This window comes from Streptomyces sp. NPDC031418, from assembly GCF_055581605.1.
In genome coordinates this window covers 330412-345496 of sequence record NZ_JBVIJC010000009.1, presented here as the reverse complement: position 1 = coordinate 345496, position 15085 = coordinate 330412, and the positions used below count along the sequence as shown (strand labels likewise).

17 protein-coding genes and 1 pseudogene are annotated in these 15085 nt (G+C 71.5%); 7 read left to right on the top strand and 11 right to left on the bottom strand.

Annotated features, from left to right (window positions below):
• Nucleotides 1-374 precede the first annotated feature (374 nt).
• From ACZ5CZ_RS15985 to ACZ5CZ_RS15975, 3 genes are all read left to right on the top strand, one after another.
• Nucleotides 375-1412, top strand: a complete 1038-nt coding sequence (locus ACZ5CZ_RS15985) for a PucR family transcriptional regulator (protein ID WP_385841815.1) — start codon at nt 375-377, stop codon at nt 1410-1412.
• A 146-nt stretch (nt 1413-1558) separates the two neighbouring features.
• Nucleotides 1559-2050, top strand: coding sequence for a hypothetical protein (locus tag ACZ5CZ_RS15980; RefSeq protein WP_385841683.1), 492 nt, complete (start codon nt 1559-1561; stop codon nt 2048-2050).
• Nucleotides 2047-2409, top strand: coding sequence for a winged helix-turn-helix domain-containing protein (locus ACZ5CZ_RS15975; RefSeq protein WP_468943102.1), 363 nt, complete (start codon nt 2047-2049; stop codon nt 2407-2409). Before ACZ5CZ_RS15980 ends, ACZ5CZ_RS15975 begins: the two co-directional genes overlap by 4 nt.
• Before the next feature lie 112 nt (nt 2410-2521).
• On the opposite strand, the gene ACZ5CZ_RS15970 is transcribed toward ACZ5CZ_RS15975, so the two are convergent.
• From ACZ5CZ_RS15970 to ACZ5CZ_RS15955, 4 genes are all read right to left on the bottom strand, one after another.
• A complete protein-coding gene (locus tag ACZ5CZ_RS15970; protein ID WP_385841681.1) occupies nt 2522-3469 on the bottom strand; it encodes an MIP/aquaporin family protein in 948 nt (315 codons plus the stop codon).
• Nucleotides 3470-3559: 90 nt separating this feature from the next.
• Nucleotides 3560-4225 (bottom strand): SDR family NAD(P)-dependent oxidoreductase, encoded by a 666-nt coding sequence (locus ACZ5CZ_RS15965; RefSeq protein ID WP_468943098.1) that lies wholly within the window; start codon nt 4223-4225, stop codon nt 3560-3562.
• 45 nt (nt 4226-4270) lie between these two features.
• Nucleotides 4271-4492, bottom strand: coding sequence for a hypothetical protein (locus ACZ5CZ_RS15960; protein WP_385841679.1), 222 nt, complete (start codon nt 4490-4492; stop codon nt 4271-4273).
• An 80-nt stretch (nt 4493-4572) separates the two neighbouring features.
• On the bottom strand, nt 4573-5259 hold the full coding sequence (locus ACZ5CZ_RS15955) for a DUF6445 family protein (protein ID WP_468943095.1): 687 nt from the start codon (nt 5257-5259) through the stop codon (nt 4573-4575).
• 225 nt (nt 5260-5484) lie between these two features.
• Between ACZ5CZ_RS15955 and ACZ5CZ_RS15950 the strand changes: the two genes are divergently transcribed.
• Nucleotides 5485-6216, top strand: coding sequence for a DUF4142 domain-containing protein (locus ACZ5CZ_RS15950; RefSeq protein WP_450788438.1), 732 nt, complete (start codon nt 5485-5487; stop codon nt 6214-6216).
• A 17-nt stretch (nt 6217-6233) separates the two neighbouring features.
• On the opposite strand, the gene ACZ5CZ_RS15945 is transcribed toward ACZ5CZ_RS15950, so the two are convergent.
• Both ACZ5CZ_RS15945 and ACZ5CZ_RS15940 read right to left on the bottom strand, forming a co-directional pair.
• Nucleotides 6234-6953 carry a helix-turn-helix transcriptional regulator gene (locus ACZ5CZ_RS15945; protein WP_468943093.1) on the bottom strand — a complete coding sequence of 240 codons (720 nt, stop codon included), beginning with the start codon at nt 6951-6953 and terminating at the stop codon, nt 6234-6236.
• Between the two features lie 15 nt (nt 6954-6968).
• On the bottom strand, nt 6969-7901 hold the full coding sequence (locus ACZ5CZ_RS15940) for an alpha/beta hydrolase (RefSeq protein WP_468943090.1): 933 nt from the start codon (nt 7899-7901) through the stop codon (nt 6969-6971).
• A 101-nt stretch (nt 7902-8002) separates the two neighbouring features.
• Between ACZ5CZ_RS15940 and ACZ5CZ_RS15935 the strand changes: the two genes are divergently transcribed.
• Nucleotides 8003-8347 carry a hypothetical protein gene (locus ACZ5CZ_RS15935; RefSeq protein WP_468943087.1) on the top strand — a complete coding sequence of 115 codons (345 nt, stop codon included), beginning with the start codon at nt 8003-8005 and terminating at the stop codon, nt 8345-8347.
• 26 nt (nt 8348-8373) lie between these two features.
• On the opposite strand, the pseudogene ACZ5CZ_RS15930 reads toward ACZ5CZ_RS15935, so the two are convergent.
• Together ACZ5CZ_RS15930 and ACZ5CZ_RS15925 are read right to left on the bottom strand one after the other, a co-directional pair.
• Nucleotides 8374-8622: pseudogene (locus tag ACZ5CZ_RS15930) on the bottom strand (IS5 family transposase); the annotation flags it as partial.
• 94 nt (nt 8623-8716) lie between these two features.
• Complete coding sequence (locus ACZ5CZ_RS15925) at nt 8717-10009, bottom strand: hypothetical protein (RefSeq protein ID WP_468943084.1); 1293 nt, start codon at nt 10007-10009, stop codon at nt 8717-8719.
• Between the two features lie 230 nt (nt 10010-10239).
• Here ACZ5CZ_RS15925 and ACZ5CZ_RS15920 point away from each other — a divergent pair, with 230 nt between their 5' ends.
• Complete coding sequence (locus tag ACZ5CZ_RS15920; protein ID WP_468943082.1) at nt 10240-10725, top strand: ATP-binding protein; 486 nt, start codon at nt 10240-10242, stop codon at nt 10723-10725.
• On the opposite strand, the gene ACZ5CZ_RS15915 is transcribed toward ACZ5CZ_RS15920, so the two are convergent.
• Both ACZ5CZ_RS15915 and ACZ5CZ_RS15910 read right to left on the bottom strand, forming a co-directional pair.
• Nucleotides 10706-11341 (bottom strand): hypothetical protein, encoded by a 636-nt coding sequence (locus ACZ5CZ_RS15915; protein ID WP_468943079.1) that lies wholly within the window; start codon nt 11339-11341, stop codon nt 10706-10708. The two genes, ACZ5CZ_RS15920 and ACZ5CZ_RS15915, sit on opposite strands and share 20 nt — an antisense overlap.
• A 91-nt stretch (nt 11342-11432) precedes the next feature.
• Nucleotides 11433-12044: a Tat pathway signal protein gene (locus ACZ5CZ_RS15910; RefSeq protein WP_385841672.1), complete on the bottom strand. Its 612-nt coding sequence runs from the start codon at nt 12042-12044 to the stop codon at nt 11433-11435.
• Between the two features lie 225 nt (nt 12045-12269).
• Between ACZ5CZ_RS15910 and ACZ5CZ_RS15905 the strand changes: the two genes are divergently transcribed.
• Nucleotides 12270-13286 (top strand): hypothetical protein, encoded by a 1017-nt coding sequence (locus tag ACZ5CZ_RS15905; protein WP_387056153.1) that lies wholly within the window; start codon nt 12270-12272, stop codon nt 13284-13286.
• A 64-nt stretch (nt 13287-13350) separates the two neighbouring features.
• On the opposite strand, the gene ACZ5CZ_RS15900 is transcribed toward ACZ5CZ_RS15905, so the two are convergent.
• The gene (locus ACZ5CZ_RS15900) at nt 13351-15015 is read right to left on the bottom strand and encodes a glycoside hydrolase family 13 protein (protein WP_468943126.1); all 1665 of its coding nucleotides are present in this window, start codon (nt 15013-15015) and stop codon (nt 13351-13353) included.
• Between the last annotated feature and the right edge of the window lie 70 nt (nt 15016-15085).

The following is a 15085-nucleotide window of genomic DNA, read 5'->3' as shown; positions in this document are numbered from 1 at the left end:
TTCGCGGCACCGGCTACATCTACGCCACACCGACCCCCCCTCATGCACCTCCCCCCCCCCCCCCCTCCCCCCCTCCCCCCCCCCCCCCCCCCCCCCCCCCCCCCTCTTCCCCCCCCCCCCCCCCCCCCCCCCCCCCCCCCCCCCCCCCCCGGGACCCTCCGTAGCGCTCCCCCGCGCAGCATGCTGCGGGAGAGGCGCACGCCCGCGCATTGCCGGTTTCCGGCAGTCTTCACTACTGTCTGCATGCCGGAAGGGCGCTAAGAAACCGTCACCGGCGCGTCAGGATCACGGAAACGGGGGCCGCTTCCGGGGGAGCGGTGCATGGGGGCGGCGTGCGCGAGCATCAGGACACACCGGGGCACTATCCGAACTACCTGGAGGGGTTCCCGCGCGCCCTCGCCGAGGCCGCGGCCACCGGCCGCCGGCTGACCCGGGAGGAGCTGAAGGAGCGCCGCGCCCTGGGCGAGCAGGCGGCCGAGGCCGGGCACGGGCTGCGCGCGCTGGTCGTCGCCCACCTCGCCGCCGCCCGTGCCGCCTGGCCGGCCGGGCCGGTCTCGGCGGAGAGCACGCTGGCCGCGCTGGCCGCCGTGGAACAGGCGGTGGACGCGTTCGCCGAGGGCTACGAACGCGCCCAGCGGCTCGCCGTGCGCCGGGAGGAGGCGGCGCGCCGGGAGTTCATCGACGACCTGCTCTACGGCCGCAGCGACCTGGGCCGGGTCGCCTCCCGCGCGGAACGCTTCGGTCTGCGGCTGTCCCGCGCGCACGCGGTCGCGGTGGCCGAGGGCCCGGTCGCCTACGGCGAGGGCGACCCGCTCGCCCGGAAGGTCGAGGCCGCCGTGCTCGCCCGGTTCGACTCGCGCAGCATCCTGCTCACCACGAAGAACGGCCGGCTGCTGTGCATCGCGCCCGGCGACGAGGACGAGGTGCTCACCTACTTCGCCAAGCAGGCGTACGCGGCCACGGACGGCTGCCGGGTCGCCATCGGCCGCCCGCAGCCCGGCGCCGGCGGGGTCGTGCAGTCGTACGAGGAGTCGCTCGCCGCGCTGGAGATGGCCGGCCGGCTCGGCCTGGACGCGCCCCTGCTGCGCGCCGCGGACCTGCTGGTCTACCCCGTGCTCGCGCGCGACCGGCAGGCGATGGCCGACCTGGTGCAGCACACCCTGGGCCCGCTGACCTCGGCCCGGGGCGGCGCCGTGCCGCTGCTGGAGACCCTCTCGGCCTACTTCGACTCCGGCTGTGTCGCGGCGGAGGCCGCCCGCCGTCTCTCGCTCAGCGTCCGGGCGTTCACCTACCGCCTGGAGCGCATCCACAAGCTCACCTCGGCCAACCCCGCCGACCCGTCCCACCGGTACATGCTCCAGACCGCGGTTATCGGGGCCCGCCTCCTGGACTGGCCGAACCGGCCGCTGTGAGGGCGCCGGGCCACCTCACGGGACGTCAGGCCGCCTCACGGGGCGTCAGGAAAGTACTTGCATTTATGGAAAGTACTGTCCATGCTGAAGGTACGCACGGAGGAGCGGACCGACCAACCGCCCCTCCCCACACCGGAGGTACACGTATGGACACGGGGGAACCGATGGGCACGGGCGAACCGATGGACCCGAAGCAGGCCGAGGAGGCCCTCGCGGCCGCCCGTTCCGCGCGCTGCGCGGCGCAGAAGGCCGGCGACGAGCGGCACCGGCCGCTGGGCTACGCGATCGGGCAGGGTCTGGCCTCGGCGGTCGGCTTCAGTGCGCTGGGGCTGGCCGACCGGCAGCCCCAGTGGGCTCCCTGGCTCGCCGGGGTCGGGGTGCTGAGCCTGCTCGTCTTCCTCGCGCTTATCTGGGCGGGCGTGCATCACACCGGGACGGTGCGCTGGTTCGGCCGGGACAGCGGGTGCGACCGGCCGCGCTGGCAGGCGTGGGTGCTGCCGCTGACGCCCGTCGCGATCGGCCTGCTCGGCTACGCGTTCTACGGCGCCGCCGGCTGGCTCGTCGCCTTCGGCGTGAGCGAGGGCGCCGGACGCGTCCTGACCGCGGCCCTGGCGGGACGGGTGGCGAGCACGGCATGACCGATCCCGGCAAGGCGCCCCCGGCCCTCGACCGCGAGTTGCACCATCCGACCCGGCTGGCCCTCGCCGCCTACCTCTCGGCCTGCGGCGAGGCGGAGTTCGGCGTCCTGCGGGACTACTGCCAGGTGTCCGACTCCACGCTGAGCAAGACGCTCTCCGCGCTGGAGAAGACCGGCTATGTCAGCATCCGCAAGGGCCATCTCGGCAAGCGGCCGCGCACCTGGGCCTCGCTCACCTTCGCCGGCCGCCGGGCGCTCACCCGCCATCTCGCGGCCCTGGAGGAGATCGCGGCGACGGCGCGCCGGGCGGCGGCCGGCCAGGACACCGGCGGCCGAGCGGCCGGCCAGGACACCGGCTGACCGGCCGGCCAGGACACCGGCCGAGCTGTCGGTCAGGACATCGGCCGAGCTGTCGGTCAGGACATCGGCCGAGCTGTCGGCCGGGGCACCGGCCGACCGGCCGCCCGGGCGGCTACTCGTCGTCGACGGTCCGCACCGGGGTGACCTCCCCGGGCTCGCGCAGCTCGGTCTGTTCCGAGCGGACGAGCAGGACGTCTCCGACGAAGAGGTCGTAGATCAGCACCCCGATCACTCCGCCGATCAGCGGCCCGACGATGGGGATCCACCAGTAGTTGCTGAACGCGCCGGAGACGCTCCCCGGGAACGCCAGGCTCTTCCAGCCGGCCAGCCAGGTGAACAGCCGCGGCCCGAAGTCACGGGCGGGGTTGATGGCGTAGCCCGCGTTCGCGCCGTAGGACATGCCGATCGCGGCGACGATGAAGCCGACCAGCAGCGGTCCGAGGTTGGACTGCACGGCCTGGTTGCGCAGGTCGATGATGGCGACGACCAGCATGACCAGGAAGGCCGTGCCGACGATCTGGTCGATCAGCGGGCCCCAGACCCCACCGTGGAAGTAGGGCGCCGGGAAGGTCGCGAAGATCGAGAACGTGGCCAGGGTGTGCCCGTTCGTCTTGGGCCCCCTCGAGGCGCCGTCGAAGGCGTTGATCGCGTTGTGGTAGACGAGGTAGACCAGCGCCGCCCCGGCGAACGCGCCGACGAGCTGCGAGATCCAGAAGGGCAGCACCTTCGCCCAGGCGAAGCCGCGGCGCACGGCCATGGCCAGCGTCACCGCCGGGTTGAGGTGGGCGCCGCTGACGCCGCCGGCGACGTAGACGCCGAAGGTGACGGCCATCGCCCAGCCCCAGGTGATCAGCAGCCAGTCACCGGCCGCGAGGAAGATCGTGGTGGGGGTGGCGGCGCGGCCCGAGCCGGGCAGCGCGGCCACCGCCATCGCGACCACGCCACAGCCGAAGGAGATGAGCACGAAGGTCCCGAGGAACTCCGCGAGGCACTCGCCCAGCAGCCCGCCCCTGCTGCGCATGCGGGAGGGCTTGATGAGCGCGGGAATTTCGACAGCCATGGAGGCCCCCTTGCAGAGGACAATACGGCCAACATCACCATATTGGCGTACAGAGCCCTTCCCCGCAGAACGGGACCGGCCGGGGCCGCCTCAGCTGTCCAGGTCGTCGGCGTAGTGCCGGAACCCGTGCCGGTCCCGGTGCATGCCCCACAGCAGCTCGGCCAGCACCTCCGGGTCCTTGCGCGCGTGCCCCGGCACGATCGCCCCCGGGATCACCAGCTGCGCCACATGGATCGACTCCCGCGCCAGCCGGTCGTGCAGCAGATGGCCGTACGCGCTCTCGGCGGCGAACGCCACCGACGTCCCGGCCCGGTCCGGCTGCGGTACGGCCGCGGCCCCGCCGTTGACCAGCAGAATCGTCCCCCGTCCCAGCCGCCGCATACCCGGCAGCACCCGCTGTACGGCGGCGACGACCCCGTACACCGAGAACTCGATGGGCCCGACCAGATCCCGGGGTCCGGTCTCCAGCACCGGCCGCATGAAGTCCCGGTGCGGTACGGGGCTGTACTGGAGCACCTCCACGGTCCCCAGCTCGCGCGCGGCGGCGTCCAGGGCGGCACCCAGCTTCTCGGGCCTGCGGACGTCGGCGGTGAAGCCCCGGGCGGTGACGCCGTGCTCCGCCAGGTCCCGGACGAGTCCGTCCAGCCGCTCCCGGTCCCGGGCGACGAGCGCGACCCGGAACCCCTCCCGCCCGAAGCGGCGGGCGACGGCGGCCCCGAGCCCCGGCCCGGCGCCCACGATGGCGATACTGCTCACCCACCATCCCTACCGCGCCCGCGCCGGCAGCGCACCCGGGCCGGGCTACCGCCCGGAGCCCCGGTCCCGCAGCGCGCCGACGCCGTCGACGCCGGCGAACCGGTGCCGTGCGTGCGCCAGCCGCCGCGCGTCCCGCAGGCCCCGGGCGGCCCGGGCCTCGATCCCCGCGGCCTCCGGCCCGCCGGCCGGCCGCCGCCGCTCGCGCCGCACCAGCACCGCCACGGCCAGCCCCAGAACTCCGGCCACCGCTCCCAGGGCAACGCCCATACGACCCACCGTCCCCGTCCATACCCGATCGGCTTCAGACCAGGCGACGATACGCCTGCCGCGCCGGGCCGGCCCCGGGCTCAGGCCATCCAGAAGAAGACGGCCGTCATCCGCTTCTCCTCCAGCGTGGTGCCGCAGTAACCGGTCGCGCTGTGCACGAGGTTGGCGTTGTAGAGGAGCAGCCGGTTGTACTTGTGCGGGACGCGGACGTCCTCCTCGAAGTGGTCGCCGGGGACGTACCGGGTGCCGAGGGCCTCGACCAGGTTGTTGTGCGGGGCCTGGACGATGTTGCCGCCCAGCCGGCCGCCGGGCAGCGACTGGCGGTAGAAGGCGGTGCCGCAGTCCTTGGGGGCGGTCGGGTTGAGGTAGAGCACGGCCGCGTACCGGCACAGGGCGCGGGAGTCGGTGTGCGGGCGCGGGGTGCTCTCGCCCTCGCCGACCACCTGGACGCAGTTGTGGTTCAGCGTCCCGCCGCCGGGCGCCTGCTGCACCCACAGCTCCTTGGCGCCGGTGGCCTGCTTCACCAGCCGTTCCACGCGGGCCAGTTCGGCGGGCAGCAGGCCGGGCATGGCGCGCAGGCCGGGCCAGGTCTCAGAGGTGTACGGGTAGCCCTCGACCCAGTCGTCCTTGGCCAGGCACCGCTGGCGTACGGCGTCGACGTCGGGCAGGACATCGTCCAGGACCCAGTAGTCACGGCCCTTGGTGGGCTTGCGGTAGGGCAGGACCGGCAGGGCGGCGGGCGTCCTGGGGGCAGGCTGTGGGGGCATGCTGCGAATCTAGGCCGGGGTTTGGTACGGCTTCTCCCGGCGCCGGGTCAACCTTTCCCCAACCGTCTGTCATGTACACCAACACAAGATCAAGGGATCTTTACCCGTCCGACACCCGCCGGGCCGAGAAGAACCGCTCCGCCGTGCGTACTCATGGGCGTCCGAACCGCCCCTGCCGCAGGAGACACGGTGCGCTTTTCACGGAACGCGGTCGGCACCCTCGTGGTGAGCGGTGCCATGGTCCTGACCCTCACGGCCCTCGCCTACCCGAGCATGCTCGGCCTGGACAAGGTCACCACCGCCCAGGACCGCGTGATCGCCAGCACCCAGTGGGGTCCGCTCACCGAGCAGGACCGCGACTTCGTGGTGAAGGTGCGGGCGGCCGGCCTGTGGGAGTACCCGGTCGGCCAGCTCGGCCTCCAGAAGGCCACCACCCCCGGCGTCCGCACGGCCAGCAAGCACCTGGTCGACGGGCACGCCGCACTGGACGCCAGCTGCCGCAAGATCGCCCCCATGCTGAACATCACCCTGCCCGACCTGGCCAGCCCCCAACAGCAGGGGTTCGTCAGCCAGTTGAAGGCGGACAGCGGGAAGAAGTTCGACAGCGACTTCGCCAACATCCTGCGGATGACGCACGGCGCGATCTTCAACACCATCGCCAAGATCCGCTCCACCACCAAGAACTCGCTGGTGCGCGCCCTCGCCGACCAGGCCAACGACACCGTGCTCGACCATATGACGGTGATGGAGAAGACGGGCCTGGTCGACTTCGACCAGACCCTCTTCCAGCAGACCACCCCGCCCAAGCTGCCGAACAGCGACCTGACCCCGCCGCCCCCGGCCCCCGGCCAGCCGGAAGTCGTCCTCACCCCGCCCCCGAACCCCACCTCCACCCCCCTGGACCTCAACGGCCTCCTCGGAGGCGGTGGCACGACGCCGAGCCCCTCGGCCGGCTAGACGAGTAGTTCCGATGGTCATGGCGGGGGGATGAGTGCAGCCAGCGCGGTGGGCTGCACCGCGCCGGCGGCAGCCGAGCCGAGCAGCAGGCCGGCCAGTTCATGGGGTCGCGCCTGCTCACCGGTCGGAGCCGCCGCGGTGATCCGGTCCAGTCGGAAGCCTCGACCCGCCTGCCGCGTGCGGCACCAGGCGATGAGGTACCACTTGCCGTCGGCGGTGAGCAGCCCGGCCGGTTCAACGTCGCGCTCGCTCTCCTGCCCCGCCGCGTCGACGTAGGACAGCCGCAGCACTGTGCCGTCGGTGAGAGCCTGCTCCACCGCGGTCCGGACCGACTCCGCGGTCCGCGTCGGCAGCGCGACGATCCGGGCGGCGAGTTCTTCGGCAGCCGTCGAGGCGGGGCCGGTCATCGAGGCCGCGATCTTCTGGGACGCCGTACGGACCGCGCCGGCATAGAGGGCGGAGGCGTCGGCGACGGCGAGCGCGGCGACCAGCGCCGCGGCCTCTTCGGCGGTGAAACGGATCGGCGGGAGAGTCATCGCCTGGTCGATCGACCAGCCGCCGCCCCGCCCGGTTGTGGTGCGCACCGGGACACCCGCCTCCATCAGCGCCTGGAGATCGCGCTGCACCGTCCGCGTGCTCACCTCGAACCGCGCGGCGAGCGCGGCGACCGTCAACGGTCGCGGCGCCGCCGCGCGCAACTCTTCCACCAGTGCGTAGAGCCGAGGAGTACGGTCCATGGGCTGACGCTACCGTCACGCGTCGGCCAGGAAGTCCCGCTCCCGCTGCTGTTCGCGTGCGGTGATGGTCGACGGGAACAGGGTGAAGCCGTGCATCGCGCCTGCGACGACGTCGAGTTGCACGGCCGCCCCGGCCGCCTGCCATCGCTGAGCCAGGAAGAGCGAGTCGTCCAGCAGCGGGTCTTGGGTGCCGACGACGATCCGGGCGGGGGGCAGGCCGGTGAGATCGGCGTACAGCGGCGAGACCTGCGGGTCGCGGCGCTCCTCCGGGCTCATTCCCGGCGTGAAGAGCTCGTAACTCCCCCGCAGCGAGTCGGAGTTGCTCAGCAACCGCCGGGAGCCGAACAGCCGCTGGCTCGGTGTCATCGACAGGTCGTAGGGGCCGAAGGCCAGGTGGGCCGCACGGAACGTGCCGGTGATGCCGTGCCGGTCGCGAAGCCGCAGCAGGGTCAGGACGCTCAGGTGGGCGCCGGCCGACTCGCCACCGATCAACAGCCGCCCCGTGCCGAACTCGGTCTCCGCGTGGTCCACCAGCCACCGGGCGGCCGCTTCGCAGTCGTCGGGGCCGGCGGGAAAGGGGTGCTCCGGCGCCAGGCGGTAGTCCACGCTCAGCACGGCCAGCCGGGCTTCCACGGCAAGCCGCCACAGCTTCTCGTCCTGCCCGTCCGCCGAGCCGAACGCCCAGCCGCCGCCGTGTATGTGCAGGTACACGCCCTCGACGTGATCCGGCACGAACGCCCGGACCTTCACCCCGCCCGCGACGACGCGGTCCTGGCCCTGCGGCAGTCGCACTGGTGGCGTGTCGCCACCGAGCCGGTTGCGCCGCAGAAGCGCCAGCACGTCTGCATCCACCGCTTGCCCACGAGGTGGACGGCTCGCGGCAGTAGCCTCGAACTGGGCGTTGAACGTCAGGGTCTCGGCGAGGCAGTCCTCATCTGTGATCGTCATGCGTCGACAGTCGCAGCTGTCCGCGACACCACCCTGTCACCCTTTCTCCGTGAACTGCATCACGTCCCTCTCTCGCTCACGAGGGTGTCCGAGATCAGTCTGTGACGACCGAGCTGAACACCCTCTTGGCCGCGCTCTACGGCCGTCGGCCTGGACCGGCCGCACTCCACAAGACCAGCGCACCGATCACAGGCTCGATGTGCGCACTTCCGCACAAGGAGCGTGCGGGCCACGGTAGACCACGGGAAGGGCAGACCCCCGCGATGGAACAGACCCCATGGTGGATCTACCTTGGCGGCTGGATTCCGCTGGTTCTGATGTGTGTATGGGCGGTGGCCTGGCGGAGGAAGCCGAAGTGGTCGACTGCCGTTGTTGGTGTGGTGCTCCTGGTGATGGCCGGGGTATTCCAGCTCACCTACAACGGGTCGGCGGCACCCTGGCACTGACCTGAGGCGTATATCGAATGTGCTGGTCACAGCCATTCGTTGATGGCTGCGATGAGGACAGTCGCCTCAGATCGGACCGCGAGTTTGTCATACCTCGTCGCCACGGCACGGTGACTTTTGAGGCGGTTGATGTCGCACTCAACTGCGTGGCGAGCCTTGCAGTCCTCTGGGTCTAACTGCGGCGGACGGCCGCCTCGAGAGCCGAGTTTCCTGCGGTTGCGGCTCTGATCAGGCTTGTCCGGGATGGTGCAGTGGATACCGCGTCTGCGCAGGTGCCTTTCGATTACCCGGCCTAGCGCGGGAACACGTTGGCGGTGTGACGGCGGCCCGTCCCAAGGGGTGGGAGCGGGCCGCCGGGGTGTGTGCCGGTCAGGCCGCGGCTTTCTGCCGGGCCACTTCCCGGGCCCGCGCCGAGATCTCCCGCACGGCCGGGATGGTCCTGTACGGCCGGATGCGCTCGCGGAGCGTGGCGAAATGTTCGTCCCCGCGGGCGCTGGAGATAGCGGCGTAGTCGTCCAGGAACACGCCCCACTCTTGGCACGCCTCTTCGACGTGCCGCATCTCCATGAGCCGGGAGGCGAGGAGACCGGTGGCGTGTACGCGTCCCTGCCGCTCTCCGGCAGGGCGGGCCTTGTTGGACCGGCGCAGGGCCTTGACCGACGCAGGCCGGTCGCCGAGGGCCCACATGACGTGGGCGACGTGGAATTCGTAGGCGGCGCGGTCGTATCCGCCGATGTGGTCGTTGCGGCCGTCGGCCTGCGAGAGCGCTTCTTCGGTTTCCCGGAGCCGGGTCAGCGCTTGACGGCGGTCGCCGACCATGGCCGCTCCGTGGGCCTGCTGGCCGCGTAGGAACGCCACCAGGCGCGGCCCGGACGCCGGTGCGACTTCGGCGGCCGAGTCGGCGAGTTCGAGGGCCTTCGGGCCGTAGCCCAGGTTCGACGCCTGCAACGCCATCCCGCGCAGAGTCCGGCAGTACGTCACGTGGTCTTCGGCTTCGCCGGCCAGTTCGAGGGCCTTGACGTAGTAGCGCTGCCCCAGGCCGTGTTCCCGCTCGTACATGGCCATCCAGCCCGTGAGGTACGTCAGGTCCGACGCCGCCGCCCGCATCGCCCGCTTCACCTCGTCCGTGCCGTCAGCGCGCAGATAGGGCCCCACGGTGTTGACCAGGAACGCCGCCGCCATGGGCCGGGCGTGGCCGCCGCCGAGGTCGTCCAGGATGTCCGCGATCCGCTCCGTCATCCGCTCCACGGTCGCCACGTCGGACATGCCGATACGGACGGTCCGACCGGCGGAGACACGCTCGATCCGGCCTGCGACGTCCCGGTACCCGGGGACGACCAGTGCTGCCGAGTACAGGCCCGCGCCGAGCAGAGCACGCCTGGACGGGTCCATGTCCGCCCTTCCGAGATCGACCATCCCCGACACCGCGTCCGGGGAATCGACCGGATGGTCCTCCCAGCCGAGTTCCGCCGAGGTTACGGGGCGCGCAAGGAGGCGCGAGAGCGCTTCGGCGACGGGCGGTCGGGCCTCCTTCTTCGGCAGATGCCCTTTCAGCCATTGCGAGACGGCCGCTTTGCCGTAGGACAGGCGGAGGCCGAGTTCCGCGCCGACGGTGTTGACCCGGCGGGCCAGCTGGTCGTTCTGAATGTTCCCCTCTCGCATCAACGCCGCAAGGCGGTCGTTCGGTGTGAGTGGTCGACGTCCCATCGAGACCCCCGAGCGTGTGCAACCGGTGCAACTCACCCTCCACTCTGCTCCCTTACCCAGGGAAGCACAGCGGAGTTGAGTGATTACCGGCCGTCCGGAGAACGTCCGGACGGCCGGTTGACGGCTCACCGGTCCCTCCCGCCCCGGAGGGCGCCGACGGACACCGAGACGATGAAGAGGCGGTAATGACCACGACTGCTTCCCCCGGACTGCCCGCGCTGCGGCCCCTGACCGGCCCTGTGCCCGGGTACGTGCAGACCCTGCCGCTGGACCCGACGGCGGCAGCGGTGGCGCGGCTGAGCGTCCGCACGGCGCTGGCGTGCTGGGGCCTGGAGCACATGACGGATGACGTCGTACTCGTCGTCTCCGAGCTGGTGACGAACGTTGTTCAGCATGCGCGCCCGGCGTCCCCGCTGCCGGATGATCCGGGCACCTGCCGTCTGACGCTGGAACACCCGGACGCAGGAACCGTGTGGGTGTCGGTCGCGGACGCGTCCGGCCGCCGGGCTGTACGGCGTCCGGCTGACGACTACGCCGAGTCCGGCCGGGGGCTGGCGGTGGTGGACGCCCTGGCGTCCCGCTGGCTGGTCCAGCCGTCCCGGAAGGGCAAGACGGTGTGGGCCGAGCTGAAGGCGACCGGCTCGGCTGTGCTCAGTGGCGTGGGCGGCTGAACCAGGCCACGCCGTCCTTCTGAACCATGAAGACGATCAGCAGAACACCAGCGGCCAGCTCTACGAGGGCTGCCATGACGACGGCGGTGGGGGCGATGCCGGCAGTGAGGCCGAGCGTGTAGGTGCCGACGACGCAGTGCCAGGCGCCGTAGACGATCGTGCCGATCCGGAGGGCGGTGCCGCCCTTGCCGAATCGTGTGGCGAGCACGAGCGCGAGGGCCGCGTAGACGACACCCTGGAGCATCCCGGACTGCGCAACCGCCATCTGCACTGCCGCGTCCCGCTCCGCCTCCTCGACAGCGGGGGCATGGGACCACCAGGACCCGCTGTAAGGATCGAGAGCGCTCTGCGCCGCCTCGGCCTGAGCGAGCGCAGTCAGGCCCAGAACGATCAGGAAGCCCGCCAGCAGGAACAGGACGATGCGAGCCGCCCTGACCCGCTGCGGCATCTCCACGGAGCCGCCGGCATACGCCGACTGCTGCGCGTACCCGAAGCCCCGCGGCATCTGCGGCCGCGGAGGGTAACTCGGCGGAGGCGGCATGTACGAGAAGCCGAACCCCGGCTGCCGGCCCGAAAGGTTGCTCCGCTCGGGCTCCGGGCGCGGTACCTCGTTCATGAAATTCGTTCTCCTTCGATGTCTGAGGTGGTGAGGGCTCGTGCCGCGGGACAGAAGCCCTCACCGAAGAGCGGCACGTGCTGATCGGCCCTCAGTACGTGCGGGCCTTCTCCCAGCCGCGCGCGTTGTCCAGCGTGGTCGCGAAGTAGTTCCTGGGCGGGACGGTCTGACCGTCGGGCAGGTTCTTGCTGCTGAGGGCGGGGCTGTACTTGCGGAAGATCGCGATCGACTTCGTGAGGCAGTTGTTGAAGCCGATGTCGTAGCCGTTGTTCTTCATGTTGTCGAAGGTGCGCTGCGCGGCCTTGAGGTCACCACTGGCCGTGTTGATGCACCGGTAGGCGTCGTAGTAGCCCGCCCGGTGGTGGCCGTCCCGCTTGATGCTCCTGCGGAGCCCGTCCCAGGTGCCGCCCTTGATCCAGCTGCCGTTGTAGTCGCCGGCCGCAATGTGCAGCTTGCCCTTGTAGCCCTCGGTGGCGCCCCAGATCCAGTGGTTGGTGTTCCGCGGGTCGCGGATCGACCAGGCGACGTGACCGTACGTCCGGCCGGCGATTCGGGCGCCCTCCTTGTCCAGGAAGAGGCACACCCGGCCGCCCGTGGCGGCTTCGGCCGTGGCAGGGGTGACGAGCGGTGCGGCGGTCGCCGTGAGCACGGCCGCGAGGAGGGTGAGGACTGTGCGATGCTTTCGGGTCGTCGATCGGGTCATGGCAGAACTCCGCTCCTGCGTAGGTGGGTTGAGGGCGGATCAGCACTGTCGGCGTCCGCCGCATTCCACTTTCGGGAGTGCCGGAAGCCTGCTCCAGACCCTTCGCCCGGCAGGTGCTTGCAGTGCACGGTGCACACGCTCTGACCTGCTGTTTCACTAGCGCAGTGCAAGCTCTGGGTGGGAGGAGAAGTAGCGGTGAGGGAACCAGGGGAGTCCTTCGAAGGGTTGGCGCACGCCCTCGTCCAGGCCCTGGATGAGTGGCGCGACTGCCTTCAGCAGGTGATGGAGGGGGCTGGGCCCTCCCGTTCGGGGCTGCTCGCCCGGCTGAGGGACGCGGACCCGAAGATCGACAACCCTCTCCTGGGGCATTGGCTGCTCGGCCGCGATCAGCTGCTCGGCGAGAACAAGAGATCCAGCCGTCTGCCGACCGTCCAGGACACCGCCCGGATTGTGGCGGCCTTCCGGGACGATGCAGCGCCCCAACGCGAGCGGCTGATGGGGATCGCCCGGCGGATCGAATTCCACAAGACCGAGCTACAGAAGATCAAAGGCCACCAATGGCGCAGTGCGGTAGTCAACGCGCTCAAGGCTCCCGAGCCGCCCGCCGACGAATCGGCTCCGCCGCGGACGATCGCGGATCCTCCTGCCCTTGCCGCCTCCCGCTCATGGAAGCGGCCGGCCGGCGTCGCTGCGGGCGTCGGCCTGCTGATCGTTCTGGGAGTCGCTGCGAGGGGATGGTCGGGGTCGACCGAGCAGGGCGGTCAGGCCGAGCCTTCCTCCAGCCCAGCGACATCCGCCGCGGGAACGACTGCCCAGCCCAGTGACGCGCTGGGGGGAGACAGCCGCTGTTCTCCGCCCAAAGCCGGTCCGTCCGGTGTTCATCTGCGTGCCTGCGCGAAGGTCCAGCACGACAAGGTGGCTTTCGCCCTCAAGGTCGACAATCCCACGGCCTCCGCCGCGCACGTCACGGTCAAGGTGGCTGGTTTCTGGGCAGGAGCGGGTCACGACTGTATGCCCGGGCCCTCCACCAGCCACATCACCGTTGAACCGGGCACCACGTTCACCACCGATCCGGCCCTCTGCGGGACCGCACGCCAGGACGCCCCGCTGGCCTATCAGGGGGAGGCATACATTGCCGCAGGTGACGGGCAGGAGTGGACGGGCCACGCGTGGTCTCCCCGCGCCAACGTCTACGCGGACCGGGGAACCTTGTGGCGGTGCGGTGGCGATGTGCCGTGCTAGGAAGCCTCAGTTACCTCCCCATCTCTCACAACCAGCCTGACGATCGGATGCTCGGAAAGGCCCCCTAGCCGAGCCAGACCGTGGTGTCCGGGGGTAGGTCCCGGGGGCCGGGTCCGGGGGTGGGGGTGCTGGTCAGGAGGATTTCGCCCGGGGGGAGCGGTACCGGGTGGTCCGTGAGGTTGGTGACGCAGCGCCAGGTGGCGGTGCGGGTGAAGTCCAGGACCCCGGCCGGGGTGCCCGGCGTCCAGGTCAGTTCCTCGCCCTCCAGCAGTTTGCGGCGCAGCCGGAGGGCGGTGCGGTACAGCTCCAGGGTGCTGCCCTCCGTACCGGCCTGTGCCTCGACGGCGTACGACGCGAAGGACGGCGGCTGCGGCAGCCAGCCGGCGCCCGGCCCGAAGCCGTACGAGGGTCCGGTCGTCGTCCACGGCAGCGGCACCCGGCAGCCGTCGCGGCCCTTGCGGACATGGCCGGTCTGCTCCCAGATCGGGTCCTGGAGCACCTCGGCGGGCAGCTCGGCGGCCTCCGGCAGGCCCAGTTCCTCGCCCTGGTAGAGGTAGGCCGCACCGGGCAGCGCCAGCATCAGCAGGGTCGCGGCGCGGGCCCGGCGCAGTCCGGCCGCCGGGTCGATCGCGGGCGCGGTGCCGCCGGACAGCAGCCAGGCGCCGGGGTCGGTGCCGGGCGGCAGCATGAGCCGGGAGGCGTGCCGGACCACGTCGTGGTTGGAGAGCACCCAGGTGGCGGCGGCCCCGGCCGCGCGGGCGGTGGCCAGCTCCTCGGTGATCACCCGGCGCAGCTCCCCGGCGTCCCACCGGGCCTCCAGGTACTCGAAGTTGAAGGCCTGGCCCAGCTCGTCCGGGCGTGCGTACCGGGCCCGGCGGGCGCCCGGCACCCAGGCCTCGGCGACGGCGCAGCGCGGCGGGTGGTAGGCGTCGAAGACCTTGCGCCAGTCGCGGTAGGTCTCGTGCACCTCGTCCCGGTCCCAGTAGGGGTGGCTGCCCGGCTCCACCCGCAGCAGGGCCTCCTCGCCGGTCGCGCCGATACCGCCGATGTCCCGCAGCGGTTCGGAGAGGTCCTTGGCGAGGCCGTGGGCGACGTCGATGCGGAAGCCGTCGACGCCCCGGTCGGCCCAGAACCGCAGGGTGGCCCGGAAGTCGGCGCGTACGTCCTCGTGCTCCCAGTTCAGATCGGGCTGCTCTGCGGCGAAGAGGTGCAGGTACCAGGCGCCGTCGGGCACCCGCCGCCAGGCGCTGCCGCCGAACACGGACTGCCAGTCGGAGGGCGGCAGTTCGCCGCGCTCGCCCCGGCCGGGCCGGAAGACGTACCGGTCGCGGGCCGGTGAGCCGGGCCCGGCCCGCAGCGCCTCCTGGAACCAGGGATGCAGATGCGAGGTGTGGTTCGGCACGATGTCCACGACGACCTTCAGCCCGAGCCGGTGCGCCTTCGCGACCAGGGCGTCGAAGTCGTCCAGGGTGCCGAGCCGGGGGTCGACGTCCCGGTGGTCGGCGACGTCGTAGCCGCCGTCGGCGAGTTCGGAGGGGTAGAAGGGGCTGAGCCACAGGGCGTCCGCGCCCAGCTCGGCGAGATGCTCCAGGCGCTCGGTGATGCCGCGCAGATCACCGAGGCCGTCACCGTCGGCGTCGGCGAAGCTGCGCGGATAGACCTGGTAGATGACGGCCTGCCGCCACCAGTCGGGGTTCCGGGAGGAGAGGTCCGGCGAGGACTCTGCCATACGGGCCATACGGGCTCCCTTTCGGAAGGACGACAGGAGAGAGCCTGTCCACATTGCCCGGAAAAGCAAC